At 47.1% G+C, this 26,269-nt stretch carries 16 protein-coding genes, 3 tRNA genes and 1 pseudogene; 11 read left to right on the forward strand and 9 right to left on the reverse strand.

Annotated features, from left to right (window positions below; genetic code table 11):
* Window positions 1-10 precede the first annotated feature (10 nt).
* Window positions 11-2,917, reverse strand: a complete 2,907-nt coding sequence (rapA, locus tag L5L77_RS04170; protein ID WP_263182560.1) for an RNA polymerase-associated protein RapA — start codon at window positions 2,915-2,917, stop codon at window positions 11-13.
* A 406-nt stretch (window positions 2,918-3,323) separates the two neighbouring features.
* Between rapA and L5L77_RS04175 the strand changes: the two genes are divergently transcribed.
* The 3 genes from L5L77_RS04175 to L5L77_RS04185 all read left to right on the forward strand — a co-directional run bounded on the left by L5L77_RS04175 (window position 3,324) and on the right by L5L77_RS04185 (window position 11,197).
* Window positions 3,324-4,718 carry a PhoH family protein gene (locus L5L77_RS04175; RefSeq protein WP_105250289.1) on the forward strand — a complete coding sequence of 465 codons (1,395 nt, stop codon included), beginning with the start codon at window positions 3,324-3,326 and terminating at the stop codon, window positions 4,716-4,718.
* Window positions 4,719-4,933: 215 nt separating this feature from the next.
* On the forward strand, window positions 4,934-8,650 hold the full coding sequence (locus tag L5L77_RS04180) for a response regulator (RefSeq protein ID WP_263222128.1): 3,717 nt from the start codon (window positions 4,934-4,936) through the stop codon (window positions 8,648-8,650).
* 138 nt (window positions 8,651-8,788) lie between these two features.
* Window positions 8,789-11,197 carry a zinc-dependent metalloprotease gene (locus L5L77_RS04185; RefSeq protein WP_263222130.1) on the forward strand — a complete coding sequence of 803 codons (2,409 nt, stop codon included), beginning with the start codon at window positions 8,789-8,791 and terminating at the stop codon, window positions 11,195-11,197.
* A 20-nt stretch (window positions 11,198-11,217) separates the two neighbouring features.
* On the opposite strand, the gene L5L77_RS04190 is transcribed toward L5L77_RS04185, so the two are convergent.
* The gene (locus L5L77_RS04190; RefSeq protein WP_263222132.1) at window positions 11,218-13,026 is read right to left on the reverse strand and encodes a protein kinase domain-containing protein; all 1,809 of its coding nucleotides are present in this window, start codon (window positions 13,024-13,026) and stop codon (window positions 11,218-11,220) included.
* 249 nt (window positions 13,027-13,275) lie between these two features.
* Here L5L77_RS04190 and L5L77_RS04195 point away from each other — a divergent pair, with 249 nt between their 5' ends.
* Window positions 13,276-13,617 carry a hypothetical protein gene (locus L5L77_RS04195; RefSeq protein ID WP_105250285.1) on the forward strand — a complete coding sequence of 114 codons (342 nt, stop codon included), beginning with the start codon at window positions 13,276-13,278 and terminating at the stop codon, window positions 13,615-13,617.
* A 102-nt stretch (window positions 13,618-13,719) separates the two neighbouring features.
* Complete coding sequence (locus L5L77_RS04200) at window positions 13,720-14,376, forward strand: thiopurine S-methyltransferase (RefSeq protein ID WP_131523962.1); 657 nt, start codon at window positions 13,720-13,722, stop codon at window positions 14,374-14,376.
* Between the two features lie 254 nt (window positions 14,377-14,630).
* Here L5L77_RS04200 and L5L77_RS04205 read toward each other — a convergent pair whose 3' ends face one another.
* On the reverse strand, window positions 14,631-14,822 hold the full coding sequence (locus tag L5L77_RS04205; protein WP_076498521.1) for a bacterioferritin-associated ferredoxin: 192 nt from the start codon (window positions 14,820-14,822) through the stop codon (window positions 14,631-14,633).
* A 262-nt stretch (window positions 14,823-15,084) separates the two neighbouring features.
* Here L5L77_RS04205 and L5L77_RS22710 point away from each other — a divergent pair.
* Window positions 15,085-16,658, forward strand: a pseudogene (locus L5L77_RS22710) (PAS domain-containing methyl-accepting chemotaxis protein).
* An 85-nt stretch (window positions 16,659-16,743) separates the two neighbouring features.
* Here the strand turns inward: L5L77_RS22710 and L5L77_RS04220 are convergent.
* Window positions 16,744-17,679, reverse strand: a complete 936-nt coding sequence (locus L5L77_RS04220) for a D-2-hydroxyacid dehydrogenase (protein WP_263222137.1) — start codon at window positions 17,677-17,679, stop codon at window positions 16,744-16,746.
* 92 nt (window positions 17,680-17,771) lie between these two features.
* Here L5L77_RS04220 and L5L77_RS04225 point away from each other — a divergent pair, with 92 nt between their 5' ends.
* Window positions 17,772-18,107, forward strand: a complete 336-nt coding sequence (locus tag L5L77_RS04225; protein WP_113939153.1) for a DUF3392 domain-containing protein — start codon at window positions 17,772-17,774, stop codon at window positions 18,105-18,107.
* A 20-nt stretch (window positions 18,108-18,127) separates the two neighbouring features.
* Here L5L77_RS04225 and L5L77_RS04230 read toward each other — a convergent pair whose 3' ends face one another.
* The 5 genes from L5L77_RS04230 to rsgA all read right to left on the reverse strand — a co-directional run bounded on the left by L5L77_RS04230 (window position 18,128) and on the right by rsgA (window position 25,030).
* On the reverse strand, window positions 18,128-18,850 hold the full coding sequence (locus L5L77_RS04230; RefSeq protein WP_263222139.1) for a glycerophosphodiester phosphodiesterase: 723 nt from the start codon (window positions 18,848-18,850) through the stop codon (window positions 18,128-18,130).
* Between the two features lie 14 nt (window positions 18,851-18,864).
* Entirely contained in the window at window positions 18,865-22,068 is a 3,204-nt protein-coding gene (locus L5L77_RS04235; protein WP_263222169.1) for a mechanosensitive ion channel domain-containing protein, read from the reverse strand.
* Between the two features lie 68 nt (window positions 22,069-22,136).
* Window positions 22,137-23,018, reverse strand: coding sequence for a DMT family transporter (locus L5L77_RS04240; protein WP_263163636.1), 882 nt, complete (start codon window positions 23,016-23,018; stop codon window positions 22,137-22,139).
* A gap of 6 nt (window positions 23,019-23,024) precedes the next feature.
* Window positions 23,025-23,903, reverse strand: coding sequence for an archaetidylserine decarboxylase (gene asd, locus L5L77_RS04245; RefSeq protein WP_263163634.1), 879 nt, complete (start codon window positions 23,901-23,903; stop codon window positions 23,025-23,027).
* 62 nt (window positions 23,904-23,965) lie between these two features.
* Window positions 23,966-25,030, reverse strand: a complete 1,065-nt coding sequence (gene rsgA / locus L5L77_RS04250) for a small ribosomal subunit biogenesis GTPase RsgA (protein ID WP_263184511.1) — start codon at window positions 25,028-25,030, stop codon at window positions 23,966-23,968.
* 112 nt (window positions 25,031-25,142) lie between these two features.
* On the opposite strand from rsgA, the gene orn reads away from it, so the two are divergent.
* The 4 genes from orn (at window position 25,143) to L5L77_RS04270 (ending at window position 26,269) form a co-directional block, all read left to right on the forward strand.
* On the forward strand, window positions 25,143-25,688 hold the full coding sequence (gene orn / locus L5L77_RS04255; protein ID WP_131523968.1) for an oligoribonuclease: 546 nt from the start codon (window positions 25,143-25,145) through the stop codon (window positions 25,686-25,688).
* A gap of 269 nt (window positions 25,689-25,957) precedes the next feature.
* A tRNA-Gly gene (locus tag L5L77_RS04260) sits at window positions 25,958-26,033 on the forward strand.
* Window positions 26,034-26,075: 42 nt separating this feature from the next.
* Window positions 26,076-26,151 (forward strand) — tRNA-Gly (locus L5L77_RS04265).
* A gap of 42 nt (window positions 26,152-26,193) precedes the next feature.
* Window positions 26,194-26,269 (forward strand) — tRNA-Gly (locus L5L77_RS04270).

The raw sequence follows: 26,269 nt of genomic DNA on the forward strand, positions 1-26,269 counted from the left end.
CCGCTTGGATCTATACGTGGCTGACGAGCACCATACGGATCGCATCGAGTTGTAACTGGCTGGCATCTAGATAAGTGTTTAACTCTTGCATCTGATTACGCAGGTATTCCAATTCTTCCTCACGGATATTGGGGTTCACCGCCTTGAGTGACTCTAAACGATCAAGCTCTGCGCTCAGTTGCTGAGTCATTTTCTCTCTGGCTTGGGCGACCATCTCATCGACAACCACTTGAGCATATTCTTCACCCTTAGCAAATAACGGATGCAAAATAGGCTGAGATGCCGTGACTAACTTGCCGCCAATGTGACGATTCACCGCGCTCAATTGCTTATCGAAACTGGCGTAATCCACTTTAGCCGACAGATCGTTACCATTTTTATCCAGCAACACGCGAATGGGTGTTGGTGGTAAATAACGATACAACTGGCTCGACTTAGGTGCAGAAGCATCGGCCATGTAGATGAGTTCTAAGAATAAGGTACCTGCTGGCAGGGCTTTATTCTTCAGAATTGCGACGCTGGTGGTGCCGGTTTCTGAACCTGTGATCAGATCTAGCCCCGTTTGCACCAGTGGATGCTCTTGGGTGATCAGCGCAATATCATCGCGAGATAACGCTGTGTCACGGTCGAAGGTTACCGTCACGCCATCTTCTGGCAAGCCAGGGTAGGTTGGGAACATCATGTGCTCACTCGGGCGCAGAATGATCGAGTTTTCACCCTTATCTTCTTGATCAACACCGATAATATCCCACAGACGGATCACTGAACCGATCAAATGGGTATCACCATCATTCTGGGCGAGGCGCTGGACGATAGCCATTGCCTTCTCGCCGCCGTGTGAGTTGATTTCCAGCAGCTTGTCGCGGCCTTGCTCCATGGCGTGCTTGAGTTCTTTATAACGGCTCTGGGTGTGATTGAGCAGGTTTGTCAGCTCGTCGCTGTCATCAACCACAAGCACGTTTAACAGATCTTCGGCAAATTCACTGTAAAGCACATGGCCACTCGGACAAGTCAGTTCGAAGGCATTCAGCCCTTGGTGATACCACTGCATCAAACGTTCTTGGGCGGTGTCTTCAAGGTACGGTAAGTGAATTTGGATATCATTTTTCTGGCCGATACGGTCTAAACGACCGATGCGCTGTTCCAATAGATCTGGGTTTAGCGGCAGATCGAACAGGACTAAGTGACTGGCAAACTGGAAGTTACGGCCTTCAGAACCAATTTCAGAACAGATCAACGCCTGTGCGCCGCCTTCCTCTTGAGCAAAGTAAGCGCCAGCTTTATCGCGCTCGATAATTGACATGCCTTCGTGGAATACCGTCGCTTGAATCCCTTCGCGGGTGCGCAGGGCTTCTTCTAAGCTCAGGGCGGTTTCCGCTTGGCTGGCGATGATCAGCACTTTTTTGCTGCGGTGTGATTTTAAGAACTCAATTAACCAATCCACACGGGGATCGAACTTCCACCAACTGGCGCTGTTATCTTCAAATTCTTGATACAGTTTTTCAGGACTCAGGGCTTGCGCCGCTTTCGCCTCTAATGACTTGTGTCCGCCCATCATGCCGCTGACGCGTGCGGCTGTTTGATATTGATCTGGCATGGCGTGGGGATAAGCGTTAAAGAAACGCTTTGGAAAGCCTTTTACCGAGGCGCGGCTGTTTCGGTATAACACGCGGCCAGTACCGTGACGGTCAAGTAATTCTTGCAGTAATTCGCTACGGGCGGCCTGTTGTATTCCTGCATCAATACCGTCGGCTTGGATTAAACGAATACTTGGGCTGATGTCTTTCTCGCCCAGTAATTCGGTCAAGCTGTTGATGGCGGCATCGGGTAATTTAGCGTTACCAGCCAAGGCTTCGGCGGCAATGGCGACGTCTTTATAGCTGTCTTCTTCGGCTAGGAAGGCATCGTAATCGTAGAAACGATCCGGATCGAGCAGACGCAAACGGGCGAAGTGACTCTCATGGCCGAGTTGATCCGGCGTTGCGGTTAACAGTAAAACGCCTGGGATGACTTCGCTTAATGCTTCAACCACTTGATAGGCGCGGCTTGGCGCTTCTTCGGTCCATTCTAAGTGGTGCGCTTCGTCAACCACTAACAGATCCCAATCGGCATCTAGGGCTTGATCAAGACGTTTTTTCTTACGCAGTAATTCGAGTGAACAAATCACTAACTGTTCTGTGTAGAAAGGATTGTCGTGATCGGCATAGGCTTCTACACAACGGTCTTCATCGAATACCGAAAAGCGCAGATTAAAGCGGCGCAGCATTTCCACTAACCACTGATGGCGCAGAGTATCGGGCACGATAATCAGAATGCGTTCGGCGCGGCCGGTCAGCAGTTGTTGGTGAATAATCAGACCTGCTTCAATGGTTTTACCTAAACCCACTTCATCGGCCAGTAATACCCGCGGCGCATAGCGACGGCCGACTTCATGGGCAATCCACATTTGATGCGGAATAAGTCCAACACGTGGACCTTGCAGACCCAGCAAATCCGATGAGGCCAGTTTGTGGCGCAACATTTGGCATTGATAACGCACACCAAAACGGTCGAGGCGATCGATTTGGCCAGCAAATAAACGGTCTTGGGGTTTGTTGAAACGAATATTGTGGTTCAGCAGGGTTTCACGCAGTGTAGCTTGCTCGCCTGTCTCACTGTGAATGCCGTGATAGATCACTATCCCGTCTTTCTCGGTCAATTCACTGACCGCAAGGCTCCAGCCTTCATGGCTTTCAACCGAATCGCCGGGATTGTATATAACGCGTGTCAGAGGGGCTTCTGCTCGGGAGAACATGCGGTTCTCACCCGTGGCAGGGAATAATACAGTGACCATACGGCCTTCTACTTGAACCACAGTTCCTAAACCAAGCTCTGACTCGGTATCACTTATCCAACGTTGACCTAAGGCGAACGGCATCTTAAATTCTCATTTCTAGGCGGACTCTAACAAAGGGCGCGTATGTTATACCAATACTCGTGATATTTAAATCGCCCTCTCACCCGTTAGAGCCTAATTCCCAGAGTGCTAGATTACAAATTGTACAAGCGACAAAATTGTCGTGGCAGTACATGAAACTGTCACGCTAATGTCACATCCGCGGTTATACACTGCTTCGAGTCTGTAAGGTAAACAATGGTTGCTGTATTGTTATCTTGTGAGTTTGGTGCCAATATCAACTTAAGGTTTAAGTGCGAGTAAAGTGCTATCAACTTGAACCTTATGATCATTCTTTGCCATATGCTTAGCCAGTAATAGGAGCCGTGTAACTTTTATTGAGACTCAAAAGTGTGTTTAAACTTTAATGAAGCACTCTGGAGGCGCCATGGAACAAGACGACAGAAAGTTGTTTGTACTGGATACCAATGTGTTACTACATGAACCTTTGGCGATCTATTCGTTTAAAGAGCACGATGTGGTCATTCCGATGACAGTGCTAGAAGAGTTGGACCAGATTAAAGATCGAAAGAGTGATGTGAGTCGTGATGCTAGGGTTGCTATCAGGGCATTGGAAGATACCCTAGGCGGTGAAACTACCCCTGAGCAGATTATCAATGGCGTTCCTTTACCCAGCCGAGAGGGTCATGCCGATGCCGTCGGTTCGCTCTCAATTTTCCCTGATCACCTTGTCGATTTTACCTTAGGCGCACTGCCTGGAGATGGAAACGACAATCGCATTATCAATACCGCGCTACATCTACAAAACCTACATCATCCCCGTACCGTTGTCTTAGTCACCAAAGATATCAATATGCGCCTTAAAGCCAAAGGTGCGGGTATTCAATTGGTTGAGGATTATCGAACTGACCAGTTGATCGATGATATCCGCTTCCTCAGTAAAGGCTTTTACCAGTTCGAAGGTAATTTTTGGGAGCACTTGAACAAGGTCTCCACCGAGCGCCACGGTAGACATACAGTGCATGAAGTACCGCTCAAAGACCTCGAAAATGATAATTTTTATATCAACCAATATCTTATCGATACAGAGTCTGATTTTTGCGGTCGTGTTATCGAGCGCACAGACACCCATTTACATATTTTAGATTTAGGCCGTGAGCGGGTGAAAAACCTCGAGGCATGGGGTGTTAAACCTAAAAACGTCTATCAAGGCATGGCATTGCAGGCGCTGCTCGATCCCGATATCGATCTGGTGATCTTAACTGGCCCTGCGGGTTGCGGTAAAACCTTGCTGGCCATGGCGGCGGCGTTGGAACTGGTGGTCGAGCGTAATCGCTACGACAAAGTGATTGTCACCCGTAACACCCCTGAAATCGCCGAATCTATCGGCTTCTTGCCCGGCACGGAAGAGGAGAAGATGATGCCGTGGCTGGCCGCGATTACCGATACGCTCGAAGTGCTGCATAAGAATGATGTGAATCCCACGGGCAGCATGAACTACATCATGGAGAAGGCTAACATTCAGTTTAAGTCGATAAACTTTATGCGCGGGCGGTCGATCCAAAACTCCATAGTGTTATTAGATGAATGCCAAAACCTCACTGCCTCGCAGATCAAAACCATGATCACCCGTATGGGCGAAGGCACAAAATTGATTTGTTGCGGTAACTTAGCGCAAATTGACTCTAACTACTTAACTGCTGTTACCTCAGGTTTAACCTATATTGTCGAACGTTTTAAGGACTTTGAAGGCAGTGCCAACGTGTATCTGAATGGCGTGGTGCGTTCACGCTTAGCGGAATACGCTGAAGAGCATCTGTAAAGCAGGTCAGTTTAATTTAGGGTAATGACTAAGGCCTCAGATATGGAGGCCTTAATTTTGTGGAGTAGTAGATTTTTAATCGACTTATCAGTGGTATGAGTAGGCTTTATCTGACAATTATTTTATGTGATTGGCAGTTCCTTCCTGCTACTATATGGAGCTCATAGTTTTTGCCGCCGTAGGCTGAAATTAAGCGCTGCAATCAAGGGTAGTGGATGAAATCGAGTGAGCCGGATCTCCAACTAAAATCGCCGATCCAGAAGAACTACAACCGTGCCGTTTTTTATACGTACATCGGCGTTATCGTCATGTCTTTGTTGACCGCATGGATGTTTTTCGACCGCCAAAAAGCACAGCAGATGGAACAGCGTGAAGAGCAGGTTCAGCGCCATGTATTGCAAATCGATTTGCTACTTGAGTCGAGCATTAGAGCGGTAAAAAGCTTACGCAACGTTGCTGTGGATCATTTACGTTTGGGCGAACTCGTACGTAAAGAACGCTTACCCCAATACGGTAAATTCAACGAAAGCGGCCAGTATTTTACCTTAGAACCTAGCTACGCCCAGAGCGGTGAGCCTTTTACCAACATGGGTAGGATTACTGGTGCGGGTTCCCTCGACGGCCGCGACGACAAGTTCTATCAAGAGCTTGAGATGTTGTTTGAGCTGTCATTGTCATTCCCCGTCGCCAAAGAAGCCGCCCCGAAAGCCTCGGCGATTTATTACCTGTCGAAACGTAGGATCATGTCCTATTTCCCTTGGTCGAATGACGATCAACGTTTTAGGGACGAATTACTCAACAAGAAACAGTTCCAATACGCCACCCCAGCAATGAATCCGCAGCGCAGTGTATTTTGGAGTGAAGCCTATGTTGACTCCACGGGCAAAGGCTTATTGACCACTTTAGGTGTGCCCATTTATTTGGATGATGAGTTCATTGGCTCAATCAACTTAGACATGACGCTTGCCTCGTTAGCGCGGCAAATTCGGGTTTACTTTAAGATGCCGGGCACAGTGATTTTGCTCGACCAACAGAACAATATTTTATCCCACAGCGATTTTGATAGCTCAGATATCAATCGGGTTTATCACATCAGCCAACGTATTCCCTCTGAGCTGCATTCTTTACCCGAGTCGGAATTGTTCGATGCCCACGACGGCATCATTCGTAACGGCTATTACATCCACTCGGTTGCCCTGCATAACGCGCCTTGGCGTTTACTGTATTTGCAGGATGAAGACGACCTATTCCAAGACTCGTGGGAAAAACTGCAGCTGACGTTTATTTTAGTGGTTATCGCCCTGTCGGTGTTGGTGACCATAGTGCATTGGCAGACGCGTCGATCTTTTGTGAGTCCAGCCTCGCGACTACTGTCGCACCTTGAAGGTTGCTCCCAAGAGCCGCGTAAGCCACCGGAGAAAATCACCCGCGGCTGGGAACCTTGGTTCTTGTTGGTCAGTCGGATCTTTGAGGAAAACAAACAATATACCCACCATCTGGCTGAGCAGAATAAGCGGCTCGATAAGCTAGTGGCGCGGCGTACTGAACGCTTAAAAGACACTACAGAGCGGCGTGAGCGCGAATATGCGCTACTGCGATCCCTGCTTGACTCAATTCCTGAAGCGATTGTCTTTAAAGATAAAGAAGGCAACTATTTAGGTTGTAACAAGGCGGCTGAACGCATGCTGGGTTACACAGAGAGCGAGATGATAGGTTTATCATCTGAGGATCTGACCTCGCCTGAAATGGGCATACGTATCCGCGCCGAAGACGAACAAGTCTTAAAAGATCGCACGCCGCTGCGCTACCAAGAAAAGGTCGAGCTTGCGGGTAAACCTGTGCTGCTCGATACCCTCAAACTGCCTTTTTACAATCGCCGCGGCGAACTGCAGGGATTGATTGCCGTGTGGCGTGATGTGACGCGGGAATACGAATCCGCCGAACAATTACGCCTGTCCGAAGAGCGTTATCACTTAGCTATGGATGCGGTGGAAGATGGCCTGTGGGACTGGTATTTAGACTCTGAACAGATCATTTGTAACCCAGCCTATTATTCTATGTTGGGTTATAAAACCAATGAATTCCCAGCTTTAGTATCGACGATTGATGAATTATCCCACCCCGACGATCGGATTCGCGTCGAGGAATACCGTGCTCAGTATCTTGCTGATCCCGTCGGTGCTTTCGAAATTGAATTCCGTATGTTAGGTAAAAATGGCGGCTATCACTGGGTGTTATCCCGTGGTCGTGTGGTGGAGTTCACCGCCGAAGGTCAGCCCAAACGTATGCTTGGTACCCATAAGGATATTACCCGCCATAAGAGTAACGAAGTGGCGTTGCTTGAAGCCAAGCAAGACGCCGAACTCGCTAACCTCTACAAGAGTGAATTCTTGGCCAACATGAGCCATGAGATCCGCACGCCGATGAACGCCATTATCGGTATGTTGCAGTTGGCGCAGCGCACTTCGTTAACGGCGCAGCAGAAAGATTACCTCGAAAAAGCTGGTTTCTCGGCACAATCGCTGCTGAGGATCATCAATGATATTCTCGACTTCTCTAAAATTGAGGCGGGTAAGTTGGAGCTTGAGCGGGTGCCGTTCCCGCTGGATAAAGTGCTCGATCACGCTCTGGATCTCAATGCGCTTAAGGCACAAGAACAAGGCGTCGAATTACTCTTATATGCCCCAGTGACGGCGGGACTCATTCTTAAGGGCGATCCGCTACGTTTAGGCCAAGTGCTGATTAACCTGTTATCGAATGCGGTGAAATTTACTCAATCTGGCGAGATTGAGCTGGGTTGTGAAGATGTCGGCGAGCGGGATCATCGGATTACCTTGAAGTTCTGGGTGCGCGATACGGGTATCGGCATAGGTAAAGATCAACAGGATAAGCTGTTTGATGCCTTCGCCCAAGCCGACGGTTCGACCACTCGTAAATACGGTGGCACTGGCTTAGGTTTGTCGATCAGTAAGCATCTGGTGTCTATGATGGGCGGCAAGATGCAAGTGCAGAGTGAGCTTGGGGTCGGTAGTACTTTTAGCTTTACCATCAGTTTTGAAATTGCCGAAGCCGCTAAGATTGAGCCTTTGGTCGTGCCGGAAAAACTCAATAGTCTACGCACCTTAGTCGTTGACGATAACCCGACGGCACTGCAAATTTATTCGACCTTGATGCGAGATTTCCACTTCGAAGTTGATACCGCCGCCAGTGGTGCCGAAGCGCTTTACAAACTGTCGCGGGCACCAATCGATCTGTTATTGCTCGACTGGATGATGCCAGAAATGGACGGTAGCGATGTGGTCAGTGCCATAGATACTATGGTCGCCGAAGGCCGCTTAGCGAAACGGCCTGTGATTATCATGATGACGGCCTATGCGGCAGAGCCCTTACAGCATGAAGTCGATAGTGCCAATGTGTTTGCTGTACTGCAAAAACCGTTTAAGGCATCGAGTCTGTTCGATGAGATCATTGCCGCCTTTGCCGATGAACCGAGATTGAATGTGGTTCAGCCTATGGTTGAAGTTCAAGTTGAGGAAGGGGAGCACACAGGTTTAGTGCTGCTGGTGGAGGATAACTTTATCAACCAGCAAGTGGCCACCGAACTCCTTAAGAGCGCTGGCTACGAAGTGGTGCTGGCCGACAACGGTCAAGTAGCGCTGGATACTATCGACTCGCGGCCGTTTGATGCTGTGTTGATGGATATTCAAATGCCAGTGATGGACGGGTTAACGGCCGCAAGGGCATTGCGTGAGCGTTTTAGTGCCGATGAACTGCCTATCATTGCCATGACAGCCCATGCAATGTCGGGCGACAGGGAAAAGAGTTTAGCGGCGGGGATGAATGCCCACATCACTAAACCCATAGTGCTCAACGAATTATTTGAAACATTAAATCACTGGATCAAACACAAGAACCAGCATCAGAATCGTTAATTTATTTGCTCGGGGCCAGTGATGGCCTCGCATTATTTACTTTAAATCAATCGCTTGAGATAAGCAGTCATCAAAGATGCTTATGACATAAATGACTTAATAAGGTAAATAACGCAGCCAGCCGAATCAGGAGGAAAGATGAAACCCCAAAGTGTAGCCTTAGCCTTATTTATAGCGCTGTTAGGATTTCCCACCGTTACGGTCGCGGCAGCCGCGCCTAGCGCCAAGATCATTAAGCAGGGCCAAGAGGCGAAAGGGTTTCTTAATCTCTATTACGAGGAGTCTGAGGGAGAGTTATATCTTGAGGTCAATCGTTTAAATCAACCTTTTATCTTAGTTACTAGCCTGCCACAGGGCGTAGGCTCAAACGACATTGGCCTCGATCGCGGCCAACTGGGTCAGACCCGTATGGTGCGGTTTGAGCGCCAAGGTCCCTATGTTTTACTTAAGCAACTTAATACTCAATATCGTGCGAATACCTCTGATGCCGCCGAGCAAAGAGCGGTTGAAGAAGCCTTTGCCGATTCTGTGTTATGGCAAGGCAAAGTGATTGAGGGCAAGCCAGATTTGGTAGCGATCAACGATCTGGTGCTCAATGATTTACACGGGGTGTCTTCCGTATTGCAACAAACAGAGCAGGGCAATTATCAGCTCGATTTGAGCCGTTCTGTCATCTTACCCAAAGGGATTAAATCCTTTGAGAAAAACGCCGATGTGGATGTGCAACTGACGTTCAAAGGCGATGTTGCTGGCGCGCAGGTCGCACAGGTAACACCCGATGGCACCTTAATGTCGGTGCGGATGCGTTATTCCTTTGTTGAGCTTCCCGATGCGGATTACCAGCCGCGGGCTTATCATCCTATGAGCGGTTATTTGTCCGATGAGTATCGCGATTATGCCACGCCCTTTAACCAACCTTTAGTGCAGCGTTTTATCCTGCGCCACCGTTTACAGAAAGTGCATCCAGGCCCAGCGCCAAGCGAAGTCGTTAAACCTATTACTTATTATCTTGATCCCGGTGTGCCAGAGCCGATACGGTCGGCGTTGCTCGATGGCGCGCGCTGGTGGGAGACGGCTTTTACTCGCGCCGGATTTATCAACGGCTTTAAAGTTGAGTTATTGCCTGTAGATGCCGATCCGCAGGATATTCGCTACAACATGATCCAATGGGTGCACAGGGCGACGCGGGGTTGGTCCTATGGCGCCGCACTGACCGATCCTCGCACCGGAGAAATCATCAAGGGTCAAGTCACGCTCGGCAGTTTGCGTGTGCGTCAGGATTACTTGATTGCTAAAGGCTTAACCGCAGGCTGGCAGGATAGAGTGGCGGCCGAGAAAGCGGCGACAGCCTTGTCGCTCGCGCGTATTCGCCAACTGGCCGCCCATGAAGTCGGCCATACCTTAGGGTTAGATCATAACTTTGCCGCTTCGACTAATCAGGATTCCTCTGTGATGGATTATCCCCATCCGAAAATCCAGCTAAAGGGCAATGATATTGATATTTCAGCACCTTACACTACAGGTGTTGGCCCTTGGGATGATTTTACTATCGCCTATGGTTATAGCGATCAAGGTGATGCCCGTACCCAACAAGCACTGCAAGTCGACTTGCTGGCCGATGTGGCGAAACGTGGCTTACGCTATATTGGTGAGGCCGATTCTCGCCAAAAGGATGGGAGTCAGGCCTATGCCAGTTTGTGGGATAGTGGTGACGATCCGATCGATCAGCTGGGTAAGTTAAATAAAATTCGCACTAAGGCGATTGCGGATTTCTCCAGTGCGGCCTTGTTACCCAATGAGCCATTGGGCGAGCTAGCCGATGCCTTTGCGCCAATTTATTTACTGACGCGTTATCAAATCGATGCGGTCGCGAAGTTTATTGGTGGCACTGACTATAACTATCAATCTATCGGTGAAGGCAGCCGCTGGAGCTATATTGCGCCGCAGTTGCAGTTAACGGGCTTAGACGCGCTACTTAACACGCTCGATGCGGCGAGTTTAACTGTGCCGCAATCCTTGCTCGACAGTTTAGTGCCAAAGGCGGGGAATTATCATGCTACGCGGGAATCCTTCGACTCAGGTCTAGGTGCAATTAACGATCCTCTCGGTATGGCTGAAGTGTTTAGCCGTCATACTGTTAGCTTGTTATTGATGCCTAAACGCTTGAATCGTATCAGCCAAGCATCCATGGCAGATAGTGAGCAGTTATCGGTGACGACATTACTGGATAAGTTATTTGCGGCGACCTTGTATCAAGAGGATAAGCTCGCGCTGGTCGAAGGCGTATGGATGCGAGTGAACGCTGTGGTGATTGATGAAGTGCTGGCAACGCTGCACGATCCTCAAACCTCACCAGAAGTGAGGGCAGCGATCAACGATCGCGCTCAGTTTGTGATTAAGCAATTGAAAGCGAAGTCGAATCGAGCGAATGTGAGTCTTGCGGCGCACTATACTTGGTTGCAACAGGGTCTTGCTGCAGGTTTGACCGATGCTAAGGTTAAGCTTATTCCTAAGCCGTTAACCTTACCGCCGGGATCACCGATTTAACCCGATGAACATAGGTGCCATTAGGCGCCTATTTCTTTTGGATTTTTCGGATAAAAGTGATCAGCTTTACGCTCTAGATGAGTAAAGCGGCGGGTGTTTTTGTAGGGCAGTTTCATAAAGCCCGATACGCCGTGACCTTGGATTTTTCCGACATGATGCAAGATGCGATCGAGGCTCGCGCGAAATGCCGCCTGCTTACGTGGATTGAGCAGCTTCAAGTAACTGTGGATTTTCAAGTGATTCGGCAGCGCCTCAAAAATGATGCAGCCTGTGTGGTGAATTTGGTTGATGCGGGCTAATTCTTCCATGATTTCATGGGGTAATTCGAGGTTCTCATCGGGATCTTTACCGTCTTCAAAGTAAGAGTGCAATCGTGACTTATCTTCTAAGGTGGGTACGTCACCGACTTCGAAGGGCAACTGCAGATCGGCGCTGGCGACAAATGGCTCGCTGATATCTGTTCGCTCGATATGCAGCGTGTCTTTGGCGTTAAAGAAACAGGCCTTAAATACCCCAATACGTTTAATTCCCCGCGCGAGATCCACCATATTGTTGACCGCTATGATCAAGGCACTTTTTTGTTTTGCATCGTAAATAGCAAGATTGGAGTCGATAAACACGCCGGTTTCCTGCCAATGAATAGCCAGACCACCCACGATCGGATATTGCGCTAAACGACCCACTGCGGCGATAAAGCCTTTTTCGGTATCGCCCATGCCAGCGAGGAAGTTGCGGTAATATTTTTCGAGCTGAATATCATCCATCTTAGCGATGGGATCTTGGGCGTTGTGTTCCTTTAAAAAGGATTTACGCGAACTGTAGCTGACGGTTTCAACATCTTTGTCGCGGGATTGTACCCAAACAGGAATTTCACCCTGTAAATCAGCTTTGGGCAGTTCAGGTAAATGTAATCTGTGGCTGTGGCGCATACTTTTTAAAAAGTAATCGCCGGCAATGTTGCGCTGCTGCGGATCAGTGCTGAGCATGCCCTCTAAGGTACGGGCTAATTCTACCGGTAAGCCAATACTGGTGGGCGAGATCACCTGTGCACCGAAGCGGCTTGCTTGCCCAGAGGCTAGGGCATACAGAGTCGCGGCAACTCCTTGCTCGTCAAAGCGCGGGCTGGAGAGTGCTCCATTGAGTTGCTCTTCGCCGATAAAGTACACATCACCCATGCGGGCGTTGGTATGTTGTTGATCGCTCGACATTAACGCCATCACATTGTCTTCGACGGGTTTGTTATGTTCATCCCGCTGCGCAAATACCGCTGAGCCCCAATCGATTAACGATAAGTGTTGTTGTTCAATATCGTAAACCAGATTCGAAGGTTTGATATCGCCGTGCACTAAAGGCTTGCCTGTGCGCAGGTAATACAAGATATCGGCGAGTTGGCGGGCGATGCTCATGACCATAGCGGTCGGTAGGGCGCCCATGCGGCGGCAAAGTTGGTCGAGATCTTCCCCTTTTGCCCGTTCCATCACGAGTATTCCCTGCTTACCTACTCGCTCAAATTTGATCGCCCCTGGCACATTAGGGTGCTTGAGTAAGGAGAGCATAAAGGCTTCTTCTTCGAGCCGATCTTGAATGTGTTGTGGCAGATTAATCCGTGAAAACTTAAACACATGGGCATCGCCCGCTTGATTGATACCCGCAAACACGAAACCGTAGGCGCCTTTACCGACCAATTCGATATCGGTATAACCTAATTTACTCAGCTGTTGTTTACAGAGGCGGATCCACGCCTTGTGTTTACGGGCATCATTGGCTTTGAGCAAGTAAATGGATTGCTCTTCAGAAATATAAAAATGCTGCAGCTGCGGTGTTTGCAAATTGTGCTCCTTGTTTTGTTCATTTAACCAGTAAGCGGGGGAGATAATCAAATAGCGGGTGGCTTTATTTTAGTATTTTGAATGGCATTGATGATCAGCGTCAGGCGCGGCTTACCTATACGATCATTTCGTCACTGACTTTGACTTACATCAAATTAAATCCTCGCGACTATAGGTAATCTTTGGGGCATTAGATGGAATCAATTTTTGTTAATTAACCCACAGACAAAGTGCAGCTAAGGAGGGCGTATGCCCACCCAATATAAAGCCTTGTTGATTGAACTTTTGGAATATCCGCGTAAGCGTATTTTACAGTCAATGGAAGTGACCCATTGCCCGCATGCGGTATTTTTTAATGATAGAGACGAGCAATGTTTAACGTGTCATCAGGGCATGGAATGTATCTGGATGAACCAGAATGACGAGCTGGTGGCCGTGAACGAAAAATCGATTGCCGAGTTAAAACAGCAGTTGTTGATCGCCGTGGACTTTATCGACTCATCTTTAAGCCCACATCATTTATCACGCCGTCAATGCCAATGCGATAACTGTGTTTGGCTGCGTAAAGTGCAAGCCACTTTAGATCAGTAAGTTAGTCTTTACATTGCTGAGTTTGCCGAATGGCAGGAGGTTTTGCATCCACTTTAAAATGTCATTAGAGTAAGGACAACATTAGCGAATAGAGATAAACCCATGGAACCCGGTTTTTGGCATGAAAAGTGGCAGCAGCAACAGATAGGTTTTCATCAGCAAGATATCAATCCTTTCCTCGTTAAGTATTGGCAGCAGCTTGCATTACCTGCAGACACCAAGGTTTTTGTGCCCTTATGTGGTAAGTCGCTAGACATGTGTTTCCTTGCAGAACAGGGGCATCAGGTCATAGGTTGTGAGTTAAATGAATTGGCCGTACAGCAATTTTTTAGCGATAACCAACTCGAGATGACGCAAATGGCCGTGGGTGAACACCAGCATTATCAAACTGAACAGATCAGCTTGTATCAGGGGGATATTTTTACCCTCCCTAAGGCTATCACTCAAGAAGTGACGGCATTTTATGATCGCGCGGCGTTGATCGCATGGCCAGAGAGCATGCGTGCACAATATGCCAAGCAGTTAGCGAGCTTATTACCTAGCGGTAGTGTCGGTTTATTAGTGACTTTAGATTATCCGCAAGAATCCCTTATCGGCCCACCTTTTGCTGTATCCCCTACTTGGGTAGAGCAGCATCTGAGTGAGGATTTTGATATTGAAGTATTAGCGTCGCAAGATGTGTTGGCCGACAATCCACGTTTTATTAAGAAAGCCGTGCCTTGGCTTAATGAAGCGGCCTATTTGTTGAAACGTAAGTAGGCTTGACTCGGAAGTTGGATCTGTAACCCCATTGAATTATTCGCGGCTTTCGAGCTTGGAGTTCAGTGGGGCTTGTCATTAAAACATCATATCTAAAGATTAGGCTGGCAAGATTATTTAAGACGAAATGACAGATAGAAGACTTTGTTGCCGCTGGATTTTGGGATTAAGTTTGCTTGAGTCAGCGTGTATTTAGCTTGTCGGAAGTTTGTTGGTGAGTGACTTACCCTTTACCACGCTATTCGCGATGAACTCTATGCGACTTCGTAATAATTAGGCTCAAGCTCTAGTTGATTTTGAATGATCTGCACTGCCATTCTGGCGCATTTACCACATTGATCGGCAACACCTAAGCGCTTTTTTACGTCAGCAAGCGAGCTATCGCCCTGGCTTACTGCGTTTTTAATTTGCGTATCAGTGATCGCATGGCAAAGACAAACGTACATATATTAGTCTCCAATCGAATTGCGCTAATTCTAAATGAAAACGCTTATCAAATGCAATCATGTTTTTTTGGGTGATTTTCATACTTTAACGCTTTTGTTACATGGCGCACGTTTTATCGTCTATGCTAGGTGTGTTTTAGCACTAAAAAGCTAGGCAGTTTTAGAAGTAGGTTTAGGAATACAGAGTCAGGGTGATGATGCCTCACGGATGGATAACTCATGGATGAATAACGAAGAATTAATCAAAGATCCATAAGGTTTCATGAGAACTAATCTACCAGTTACACAGCGAGAATATGATTATCCAGCGGATTGGATTTTATTGTCGACTACGGATACTCAAAGTCATATCACTTACGCCAATCAATCTTTCTGTACCGTTGCCGGTTACGACCTCGATGCCATGCTAGGCAAGCCTCACAACATGGTGCGTCATCCAGATATGCCTCCGCAAGCGTTTGAAGATCTGTGGCGATGTATCAAAAAAGGCGAGCCTTGGAAAGGGATAGTGAAAAACCGCTGCGCCAATGGCGATCACTATTGGGTCGATGCCTATGTCTCACCGATTTCAGTTAATGGCAAAGTCGTCGAGTTTCAATCTGTACGCACTAAACCCACACGCGATCAGGTTAAGCGTGCAGAAATAGCCTATGCAGAGTTGAACAAAAAGGCAGCGTCAGTGCGTTAAAACGTACCTTGGATATGCCAGTTAAATTGCTGTTACTCGCATTGGTTGCCATGCTACCTATGTTTTACCTTGCTCTGCAAATTGGCTTAATGGGCTTTATTGCCCTAGCGATAAGTCTCCTAGTATTGCTGGTGGGCGGCAATCTGGTGCTGAGTCGCTATTACGCGATAGTGGCTAAGGCGAAGCATATCTACGATAACCCCTTGATGGCGCATATTTATAGTGGAAGCAGTGATGATCTTGGCGCGATTGATTTAGCACTGCAAATGCAGAATTCAGAGCTTAAGTCGATTCTTGGGCGTGCATCGGATTCCTGTTATAACGTGTCAGAACAGGCCAAAATATCTGCCGCCAAGGGCAAACAAATCCAGAGTACCAGTCAGGCTCAACTATCTGAAATAGAACAAGTTGCTACAGCGACGCAGGAAATGACCGCCACATTAGGCGATATGTCCTCCAATTGTGCCGATGCGGCGAGTGCCACACAAATGGCATCCGCTGAAACTATCAATGGTGATAAAACGGTGTCGAGTACTATTCGCTCGATTCAAGCTATGGCGGAGCAACTGCAACAAACGTCAAAAGTGATTACTGAGTTAGAAGCCCATAGTAAAGATATTGGCACTGTGCTCGATGTGATTCAGAGTATTGCGGGGCAGACGAATTTACTGGCATTGAATGCAGCAATTGAAGCGGCTAGAGCGGGTGAGCAAGGTCGTGGCTTCGCTGTCGTTGCTGACGAAGTACGGGCGCTGGCACAACGTACTCACGATGCCACAAAAGAAATCCACAGTATGATTAATCTGTTGCAGCAGGGGACGAATAAAGCTGTTATCAGTATGCAGCAAGGAGTGGTTGCCGCTTCCGAATGTATTTCAACGGCGGATTTAGCGGGTATGGCATTACGTACGATTCGTGAGGCCATTTCGACCATTACCGATATGACGCACCATATTGCCAGCGCGGTTGAAGAGCAATCGAGTGTGGCAAATGAGATGAATCGCAGCGTGGTGAATGTGTCGCAATTTACCCATTCTAGCCATCAACTCGGCAGTGAAATGGTCGGCTTGAATGACGAAGTGACCCGCGAGATGGATTCTCACTCGGTATTAGTCGATCAATTCTTAAAGCGCAGTTTTAGGGTTTAACTGCCTAAAATTTAAGATAAAAAGGCAATAGTCTGACTATTGCCTTTTCTTTTACTGATTTCTAACTCAATTTCTTATCTTTGATCTAATAACCTTTACTAAAGTCGACTCTATTCTGCAGTGGTTCACCCATGATGTAGCGGCGATAGTTTTGGCTAAAGATATCGACGATTTGTGCAGGATGGCTTGGCGCCGAAATATGCGGCGTGATCACGGCATTTTCCTGTTCCCAAATAGGGTGGCTATTGGGCAAAGGTTCCTGAGCAAATACATCGAGGATCGCTTGCTGACTAGGATTAGCGATCAGCTGGGTATTTAGTGCATCGAGATCGAGTGCATCACCGCGGCCAACATTAAACAGCACTGCATCAGCTTTTAACATAGCTAACATGTCAGTATTGAGAAGATTGTACGTTGCAGGAGTGCTTGGCAGTAGATTTGCAACCACATCGGCCTGTGTTAACACTTGGCCTAAATTGGACATAGCTTCTATGATATCAAAACCTTCTACGGCATTACCGCTGCTATTGATACCAGTAACATGCATGCCAAAGTGTTTTGCCGTTTTCGCTAAATGCTGGGCAATTGAGCCTGTGCCAAGCAAGAGCAATCGCATGCCCTGTAAACTTGAGTGGCGGTGCTGGGGTTGAATCAGCCACTGTTTTTGTCCTTGTTGCTGGCGATAAAAACGATGGCCGCGGATATGCGCGAGTAAATAACCGAATAGATACTCGCTCATCAGCGGGCCGAAAATGCCTTTAATATTGGTGAGTTGATAGTCTTTTCTGCCCCTTGGACTCATCAGGGCATCTATGCCAGCAAAGCTTGATTGTAACCATTGCAGATTTTTAGCATGGGGTAATAGGGGCGCGGCGAGTTTAGGTTCGGCTAACCAAATATCTGCATCAATTATGCTCGCAGGATTATCGTCGAGTAACGTTAAATCTGGGAGACTCTGCGCCTCAATTAAGTCGCGGTACTGTTGATTTGCCTTTGTTAGCAAGAGTAACTTGTGCCCCATGGCGTCTCCCTTTATGCTTGGTTATTGTTATTTTTCAATACGCTGTCGCGGCCACTCAGATGGATTGCGCTGCATCTTTTTAGGTTAAGTCTATGTTTGATCAATTAGTCGCCATTATTGCCCAGTTAGGTAATATGCTTCGCCCTTGGGCCTTCGATATTGCTACTGCTATGGTGGTGTGTCTTATTTTGGTTTTTTCAGCGGATGTAAATCGTATCTTAAGGCGTCATTTGTTGGGGCATTCTTTTGTGCTGCGAACATTTGTTTTTATTATTGTGAATGCCTTTGGCTATGGCCTATTGATCGTGAAAGCCACGCCTTGGGTGGCAAGACACATAGTGGCTATGCCATCCCATTGGATGTTTCTGTTAATTGTGGCCATGTTTATTTTTATCGGTTATTGGGCTCAGCGAAATAGCCAAGCTTAATATCGTTATTATTTTTGCCGTTACTCAAAGTAGCCAGAGTAATCGGCCATTGCCTTTTGAGTTAAGGCTTGCATGGCGCGATCGGGGTAATTGCTGAACACGCCATCGACGCCTATCTGCTTAAGTGCATGAATATCATCAATATGATCGACAGTATAAACATAAACCTTGGCACCTCGGTTATGGGCGTCGTCTACTAGCGCTTGGCTGATAAAACTCACATCTAAATGCAATGAATAGGCATTCAGTTCGCTTACCACGGCAGCCCCATCGAGTGGAATACTGGCAAGCAGTGGTGCGACTAACGCATCCGGCAACGCCTGTTTAAGTTCATGTAGATAGGGGTGATTAAAGGAAGAGATCAGTAACTGCTCCTTCGTAAATCCAAGCTGACTCATAGCCTTTGGGTATAAGTCGATTAACGGCGTGACGGTATTAATGCCTTTTAACTCTATATTGACTATGCAGCGCCTCGCAATCAGCTCAAGTACTTGCCATAGCGTCGGAATGGATTCACCTTTCACATTGATGCTTGCTAGATAGTCCTTGCTCACTAAGTGAATGACGCCCGTGCCCGAGCTTTTATTATCGAGTCGTCTGTCGTGAAATACGACTAACTCACCTTCGACATTATGTACATCGAGTTCGACGGCTTGCGCACCCAATTCTAACGCTTTAGCCATGGCGGCTAAGGTATTTTCGGCCTGATAACCGCTGGCGCCGCGGTGAGCAAAAATAAGCATGGTCTACGATCCTATTAGCTTCTAATAATGCCTTGTTGCTCGCGATTTTGACCATTCTTAATATGGATTTCCATCTGCGGGTAGGCGAGTTCGAGATTGTTTTCTTTGAGTTTTTTAGTCACTCGTTTATGTAAATCATGGCGCAGTGGCCAGCGTGCCGACATATCTTTCGCATAGGCGCGCACTTCATAATCTTGGGTATGTTTACCAAAGCCGGCAAACCAGACTTCAGGTTCTGGGCTGGCAAGTGCATCTTCACACTCTTGCACCGCTTGATACAGGGTCGCTTCAACTTTGGCCGGGTCTGAATCCCGCGCCACCGACACATAAACAATGACCCGAGTAATAGGATCTGACAAGGACCAGTTGATCAGCTGCTCTGTGATAAAGGCCTTGTTCGGAATGATAATTTCCTTTCTATCCCAGTCAATAATGGTGGTCGCCCGAATTTGGATTTTACTGACTGTCCCTGTTAAATCACGAATTGTCACTGTGTCGCCAATCCGCACGGGTTTCTCAAACAAAATGATCAAACCTGAGATAAAGTTGGCGAAAATTTCTTGCAGACCAAAGCCTAAACCGAGAGACAGTGCGGCAATCAGCCATTGCAACTTAGACCATTCCATCCCGAGATTAGAGAAGCCGATTAATAGTCCGAGGAAAACCACCAGATAACGACTGACGGTTGTGATCGCAAAACCTGTCCCGGGCGAGAGATCAAGCCTTTGTAGGATCATTAGCTCAAGTAGGCCGGGTAAATTGGTGGCAATCATTAACGAGAAACCTACTACTATCAGCCCAAACATCAGTGATTTCATGGTAATGGGCAATTGTTGTTCTAAGCCATTCACACTGGTATTGGTCGTCCACAGCGTAATGCCATCGAGGAAGGAAAACAGCGCCGTATGGGTTTGAGTCCACAGACCAATCAAACTGGCTAAAAAGGCCAATAACAAGAGTGAACGCACTAGGCCAAGGGATTGGCTCGAAATGGTTTCGAGATCGACTACGGGTTCTTCGTAGGTATCGAGTCCATCGACGGAAGGGTGATGCGTTTCGCCTTTTTCCCTTTGTGCTAAGCGCTCTGCACGTTTTGCTTTCGCGCGATCGAAGGCGATACGGCGGCGTTCGATTAACATCCACCGTTTGATCAATTGGTATAAGAGCAAGAAACCCAGACCAAGCACGATCGATAATTGCAGTTGTAACAGCATTTGGAAAGCGGTGAAGTAGTAACCCCTAAAGGCTAACACTGCGCTTAAAAGCGGCACAGAAATCAGCAAGGTCCAGAGCATTTTCTGAATGAGTTTTTTGTTTTTACCGTCTTTTTTGGCATCTGAGTTTTTACGGCTCAGGATTAAAATATCTTTGTATAACAAGAATAAAACGATACAGAAAATAATGAATGCGCCGCGGCCTATGCTATTACGCACCAGTGATGTGTCGAGTACTTCGGTAAAGCCCATCAGACCCAATAATGGGCTAGCAATCAGCACAAAGTGTCTGAGCCGTGATTGTCCCGCTTGGATGAGTTTTGAGGGGCGTTTGAAATGGCCGACGAGTACGCCTTTGTCGAGCGTCAGAATAAAGATGAAGCGATATAAGAGATACACTAAACCAATCGCCAGTATGCCCATACCCACTGCTTGCACAAAATTGCGATCGGAATGATAGAAAATCAATCCCGCCATGATCACTGGGAAAGGTTTTATCAACGCATAGCTGATACTGCAGGCGAGCGCTTTGAGAGTATAAATGAATTTATCTTGGGTCACATTGCCCACATAAGTGGTGTAATGATTTAGCAAGCGATTGAATTTAGGAGTGATCAAGTCTTGTACGACTAAACACAGTACCAGCAATATGATCCACCAAGACCAATAATCGTTTTGTTCATCCCAGGCTTTTCCCAGTTCATCCCACTGTGCATGTTGCACAAGCCAAACCGTGCTGCGCTCAAGATCCGTAAGCCATAACTTACTGATACTTGCAGCGTTAGGCACCCAGAATAAATGTTCGTTAAGGGTATTTTTGAGGGTGAGATTCTGTTGGCTCAGTTGTTGGTAATTGACCTTCAGCTTGCCTAATTCACTTAAGTATTGGTCATAGCTTTGCATCAACTGCGAGATCAAACTCTGTTGCGAGTGTAAGAGCTTAATCTGCTGCTCATTGTATAAGCCGGGTTGTTCTAATTCTTGCTCATTGAGGGCTTGTTGCTGCTCTAAATGGTATCTGTCTAAGCGCGCATCGGCGATCAGCGTTTGCAGTTTTTCGTGATTCGGTGGTTTAGGCAGTGATTGCAACATCTGTAAAAAGCGCTCACCAAAGGCGGAGTTCATTTTGACCCAAGTGATCTGCTCTTGGATGTTTGCCAGTTGTTTGGCTTGGGATTGATATTGGGTTTCTGCCTGTTCCTGCTGTTCGACCACATTATTGATCTGCAGAGTTAACGTTTGCAGCTTTTGGCCGTAAATCTGGTTAGTGTCGGCAATATTACGGGTGATAGGATCGATAACTTTTTCGGTATTAACTAAGTTTTTGGCTAGGGTGGCATCCGTTTGTTGCTGACGTTGTTTATTGATTGCCTTGTTGATGGTTTCGATCAAGGCTTCTTGCTGCACCAGTTGTTGGCGGACTAGCTGTAATTGCAATTGCGTCAGTTCAATGCGTTTTTGGCTGCTGGCAAGTTCTGCTTCATCGGTGGCAAGGCTTTGTTCAAAGAAGAGTCGTTGAGTTTGCTGTAACTCTCCCGTAGGGGTATCTAGCGGGGCGAGTTCTGCTTTTTTGTTTTGGGCGACAGTTTGCCTCGCGCTGGCGATAACGGTAGGTAAGTCATTGTGACGTAGTAATAAATCGTTAACTTGTCGGCCAAGGGTGGATTCGCTTTCTTTAAGTTCAGACAAGCGAATATAGGCCATGGAAGCCTGCTGGCTGAGGTCAGTACCTTTTTCCAGTGATAAAGGCTTGTAGGCGTCTTTCAGCGCTTGGTTAGTGCGCTTCTTATGTTGCTCAAAATCAATCTGCGCTTGTTGGAAACTGGCTGCGTTGGCAGCGAGTTTTTCTATGTTAATTTTGAGTTCGTTAATTTGTTCGTCAATGCTGAGATTTTGTTGCTGATCTTGCTTGTTAATGCCAAGACGTTTGTCCAACTGCAAAGGCGAATTGGCAAGTGCGGAAAATGTGAAAAAAGCAATAATGAACAATAAAATACGTGGCATATAGGCTAAAGACATTTAGGGGCGAAAGACGCTCCATATTAGCCAAATTGCGTTGAGATTGGTATGTTTCAGGCGTTCTTTTTTCGCCGCTGTGATTGGTGCGATTGATGGGTTTCGAAGATGGCGGTAGCGACTATGATAGTGCCACCAATTAGAGTGTTGAGATTGAGCTCTTCACCTAAAATGATCAGCGCTAACATGGCGCCATAAAAGGGTTGTAAGCAAGAGACTAGCCCAACCGTTTTGGCGCTGAGTTGCCTCAGCGCAGAAGTAAATAGCGCATGTGGCGCAGCGGTAAAGACAACGCCGAGTAAAATAATTAATCCCCACACTTCTAATGAGATACTGTCCAGTTCCGTTTGGTGCCAAGGCATCAGGAACACCACAGCGACCAAAGTTTGATAGAACATGGCATGGGGGCCGCTGTACTGGGAAAAGTAGCGTTTGTGCAATAAGTTACGGGCGGTGAACAAGATGGCGGACACTATGCCGATGGCAATGCCCAGCGTAGTGTCGTTACCTAAATTGGCCTCAGGGATCAGTAATATCACCCCAATCAGCACTAATACACCGCTGATCATATCGTGTAATTTTATCTTATTACCTGTCAGCAACGGCTCGGCAATCACTGTCATCACCGGATAGGTGAAAAATGCAATCATGCCAATGGCGACCGACGATAATTGCATGGCCGCAAAATAAGTCACCCAATGCAGGCTGACGATAACCCCAAGCCCGATGGCGACCAGATAATCTTGTTTGCTGGCCAGCGTTAGCCGTTTACGGCTGAATTTGACCAGCAAACCTAACACAGTGGCGGCGACGATACAGCGTAGGAAGGTGATGTCGAGGGCGCTGAGCGGGATTAATTTAGAAAACAAAGCTGTGCCGCCAAATAGCAGCACAGCCAGATGCAATTCAATTAATCCCGAAGGTTTAGCAGAACTCAAGAAAACTTAATCCGCTTGCTTAACGTCTTTCAGGTTAGCGAAGGCTTGTCCCATACGTGTTACTGCTTCGGCTTCAACACCTTCAGCAAAGGTCGCGATAGCGTCTTTGGCAAACAACATCACCACAGTACTGCCTAACTTGAAGCGACCCATTTCTTCGCCTTTGTCTAAGGTGATGGCATCTGGGCCTTGGGTTGGATATTCCCAAGTGAAGACTTGCTTACCTGTCGGCGGCGTGACTGTGCCAGCCCATACGGTTTCAATACTGGCAACAATCGTTGCGCCAACCAATACCATAGCCAGTGGACCTAATTCGGTTTCAAAAATCGCCACAACGCGTTCGTTACGGGCAAACAGACCGGGTACGTGTCTCGCCGTTAACGGATTCACCGAAAACAGTTCGCCAGGTACATAGGTCATTTTTGATAATGTGCCTTTAATCGGCATGTGGATACGGTGATAGTCTTTAGGCGCCAGATAGATAGTCGCAAAATCACCGCCTTCGAAGCGTTTAGCATCTTCGGCTTGATCGCCAAGCAAAGTTAACGATGAATAGTGGTGACCCTTAGCTTGGAAGATGCGACCGTTTTTGATGGGGCCTAACTGACTTACCGCACCATCGACGGGATGCACCATGATATCGGCGTCCATATCTAACGGACGAATACCGGGTTTAAGGGTGCGGGTAAAAAAAGCATTAAAGCTTTTATAAGCTTCTGGTTCGCTCTGCGCCGCTTCGCTCATGTCGATTTTATATTGTTTGATAAACCATTTGATGGCGGCAGTGGTCAAGGCGCCAGCTTCGGCTGCAGCGAGTTTACCCACTAAACGAGATAATAAGTGTTTCGGCAGCATGTACTGCAGCGCTATTTTGACTTTATCCAATTTCAATTCCTTTTCTTACTGCTCAATCTTTGCTGAGACTGTTGTTATTTATCAATAAGTCGTTATTCGTCAGTGGCCGCGCGGAAATGGCGGGCATGACGTTGTTCATCTAAGCTGGCGATAATTTTATGGTAATTATTAAAGCGATCTGCGCTGATCTTACCTTGGCTCAGGGCTTCTTGAAGTGCACAGCCGGGATCGTCACCGTGTTTACAATCGCGGAATTTACATGCGCCAAGATATTCGCGAAACTCGATAAAGCACCAGCCGACACGTTGTGCAGGAAGATGCCATAGGGCGAATTCGCGCACGCCCGGGGAGTCGATTAAATCGCCGCCACTAGGCAAGTGCAACAGTTTAGCTGTGGTAGTAGTGTGTTGACCTAAACCTGAGTTATCGGAAACATCGCCGATAATAAGCTCTGCATCGGGTAGTAATGCATTGATGATTGATGATTTACCCACACCAGATTGGCCGGCAAACACGCTGACTTTATCTTTGAGTATACCTTTGATGGTATCGATACCATCGCCGAGCTTGCTGCTGACCTTATAAACCGGATAGCCAATGTCTTTGTAGCGCTGTAGCGCTTCATCGATTGCCTGCGCTTCAGCGGGATTGAGCAAGTCAATTTTATTCAAAATGATGATAGGCGGAATATCGGTATCTTCGGCAGCCACTAAATAACGGTCGATGATCTGGGTGGTAAAGCTGGGTAATACCGAGGAGACAATCAAAATTTGGTCGATATTCGAGGCGATAATTTTCACGCCATCGTATAAATCTGGGCGTGTAAGTGATGAGCGACGTGGATGAACGGCTTCAACAATACCTGCGATGCCGCTATTGGCTTGGCTCTCAATGGCTAAGCGTACGATCACTTTATCGCCAGTCACTAAACTGGTGACGGCACGGCGAATATTACAGCGCACAATTTGGCCGCTTTCAGTTTCTATGTCGGCATGTTGGCCAAAACGTGAAATCACAGTACCGGGCTGTTCTTGCCCCAATGAACTATCCTGTAACTCTGGCGTATTTTTATCGCCACTATCACGATTGAGTCGCTTCTCGTGATTAGCGCGCATACGGCGTAATTGACCTTGGCTTAGGGGTTTCTTTTTACTCACTGATTCGTCTTCGTCAATTAGGTGATTTTTTGTGTTGGAAAAAAGCAGTATGATACACATTCTTGAATAAAAAAGCCTGAATTTAGGCTAACTGACACGATAAGGCTGATTTATGACGGCAGATGTAAATAATCTCATTTGGATCGATTTGGAAATGACAGGGTTAGAGCCCGACGTCGACAGGATCATTGAAATTGCCACTTTAGTGACAGATCAAGAACTCAATATTATCGGTCAAGGTCCGGTTATCGCGATTCATCAGTCAGATGATGTGCTGGCCGCTATGGATGATTGGAATCAAAAGCACCATGGTGAGTCAGGGTTGATTGATCGCGTTCGTGCTAGCCAAGAAACCGAAGCGCAAGCCGTGGCTAAGACGATTGCCTTCTTAGAACAGTATGTTCCTAAGGGCGCCTCTCCAATGTGTGGTAACAGCATTGGGCAAGATAGACGCTTCTTAAATCGTTATATGCGCGAGTTGGAAGATTATTTCCACTACCGCAACGTGGATGTCAGTACGATTAAGGAGCTAGTGAAGCGTTGGAGTCCAGAAACGATGGATGGTTTTAAGAAGCAAAATACCCACCAAGCCCTGCAGGATATCCAAGAGTCGATCGCTGAATTACAGTATTATCGCAGCAAAGTATTTAAAATTTGACCGATCAGTAGATAAATATGCAAGAAGGGGTTGCAGCCGCATGAATTTTTCATATAATGCGGCCTCAACTTTTTGATGCGAACAGAGATGTACGGTCATTTAGATTGAATGCGACATTAGCTCAGTTGATAAAGGTTAAAGGCGATACCTTTGTTAATGTTGAAGGCAAATGTAGCAGCGATGCAAAAAGCGACATTAGCTCAGTTGATAAAAGTTGATAGACGATACCTTTATTAATGTTGAAGGCAAATGTAGCAGCGATGCAAAAAGCGACATTAGCTCAGTTGGTAGAGCGATACCTTGCCAAGGTATAGGTCATCGGTTCGAACCCGATATGTCGCTCCAAATTAAAATTTAGTGATTTGCCAAATCATTAATACAGATTATGCGACATTAGCTCAGTTGGTAGAGCGATACCTTGCCAAGGTATAGGTCATCGGTTCGAACCCGATATGTCGCTCCAAATTAAAACTTAGTGATTTACCAAATCATTAGTACAGATTATGCGACATTAGCTCAGTTGGTAGAGCGATACCTTGCCAAGGTATAGGTCATCGGTTCGAACCCGATATGTCGCTCCA

The organism is Shewanella sp. SM29 (assembly GCF_025654245.1).
Classification (GTDB): Bacteria; Pseudomonadota; Gammaproteobacteria; order Enterobacterales; family Shewanellaceae; genus Shewanella; species Shewanella oncorhynchi.

Coding starts and splice junctions, on each gene's coding strand:
- L5L77_RS04220 (WP_263222137.1), bottom strand. CDS start 17,679: ATGGGGCACAAGTTACTCTTGCTAACAAAGGCAAATCAACAGTACCGC.
- L5L77_RS04205 (WP_076498521.1), bottom strand. CDS start 14,822: ATGTACGTTTGTCTTTGCCATGCGATCACTGATACGCAAATTAAAAAC.
- L5L77_RS04180 (WP_263222128.1), top strand. CDS start 4,934: ATGAAATCGAGTGAGCCGGATCTCCAACTAAAATCGCCGATCCAGAAG.
- L5L77_RS04195 (WP_105250285.1), top strand. CDS start 13,276: ATGCCCACCCAATATAAAGCCTTGTTGATTGAACTTTTGGAATATCCG.
- L5L77_RS04225 (WP_113939153.1), top strand. CDS start 17,772: ATGTTTGATCAATTAGTCGCCATTATTGCCCAGTTAGGTAATATGCTT.
- L5L77_RS04175 (WP_105250289.1), top strand. CDS start 3,324: ATGGAACAAGACGACAGAAAGTTGTTTGTACTGGATACCAATGTGTTA.
- rapA (WP_263182560.1), bottom strand. CDS start 2,917: ATGCCGTTCGCCTTAGGTCAACGTTGGATAAGTGATACCGAGTCAGAG.
- L5L77_RS04185 (WP_263222130.1), top strand. CDS start 8,789: ATGAAACCCCAAAGTGTAGCCTTAGCCTTATTTATAGCGCTGTTAGGA.
- L5L77_RS04200 (WP_131523962.1), top strand. CDS start 13,720: ATGGAACCCGGTTTTTGGCATGAAAAGTGGCAGCAGCAACAGATAGGT.
- L5L77_RS04235 (WP_263222169.1), bottom strand. CDS start 22,068: ATGCCACGTATTTTATTGTTCATTATTGCTTTTTTCACATTTTCCGCA.
- orn (WP_131523968.1), top strand. CDS start 25,143: ATGACGGCAGATGTAAATAATCTCATTTGGATCGATTTGGAAATGACA.
- L5L77_RS04230 (WP_263222139.1), bottom strand. CDS start 18,850: ATGCTTATTTTTGCTCACCGCGGCGCCAGCGGTTATCAGGCCGAAAAT.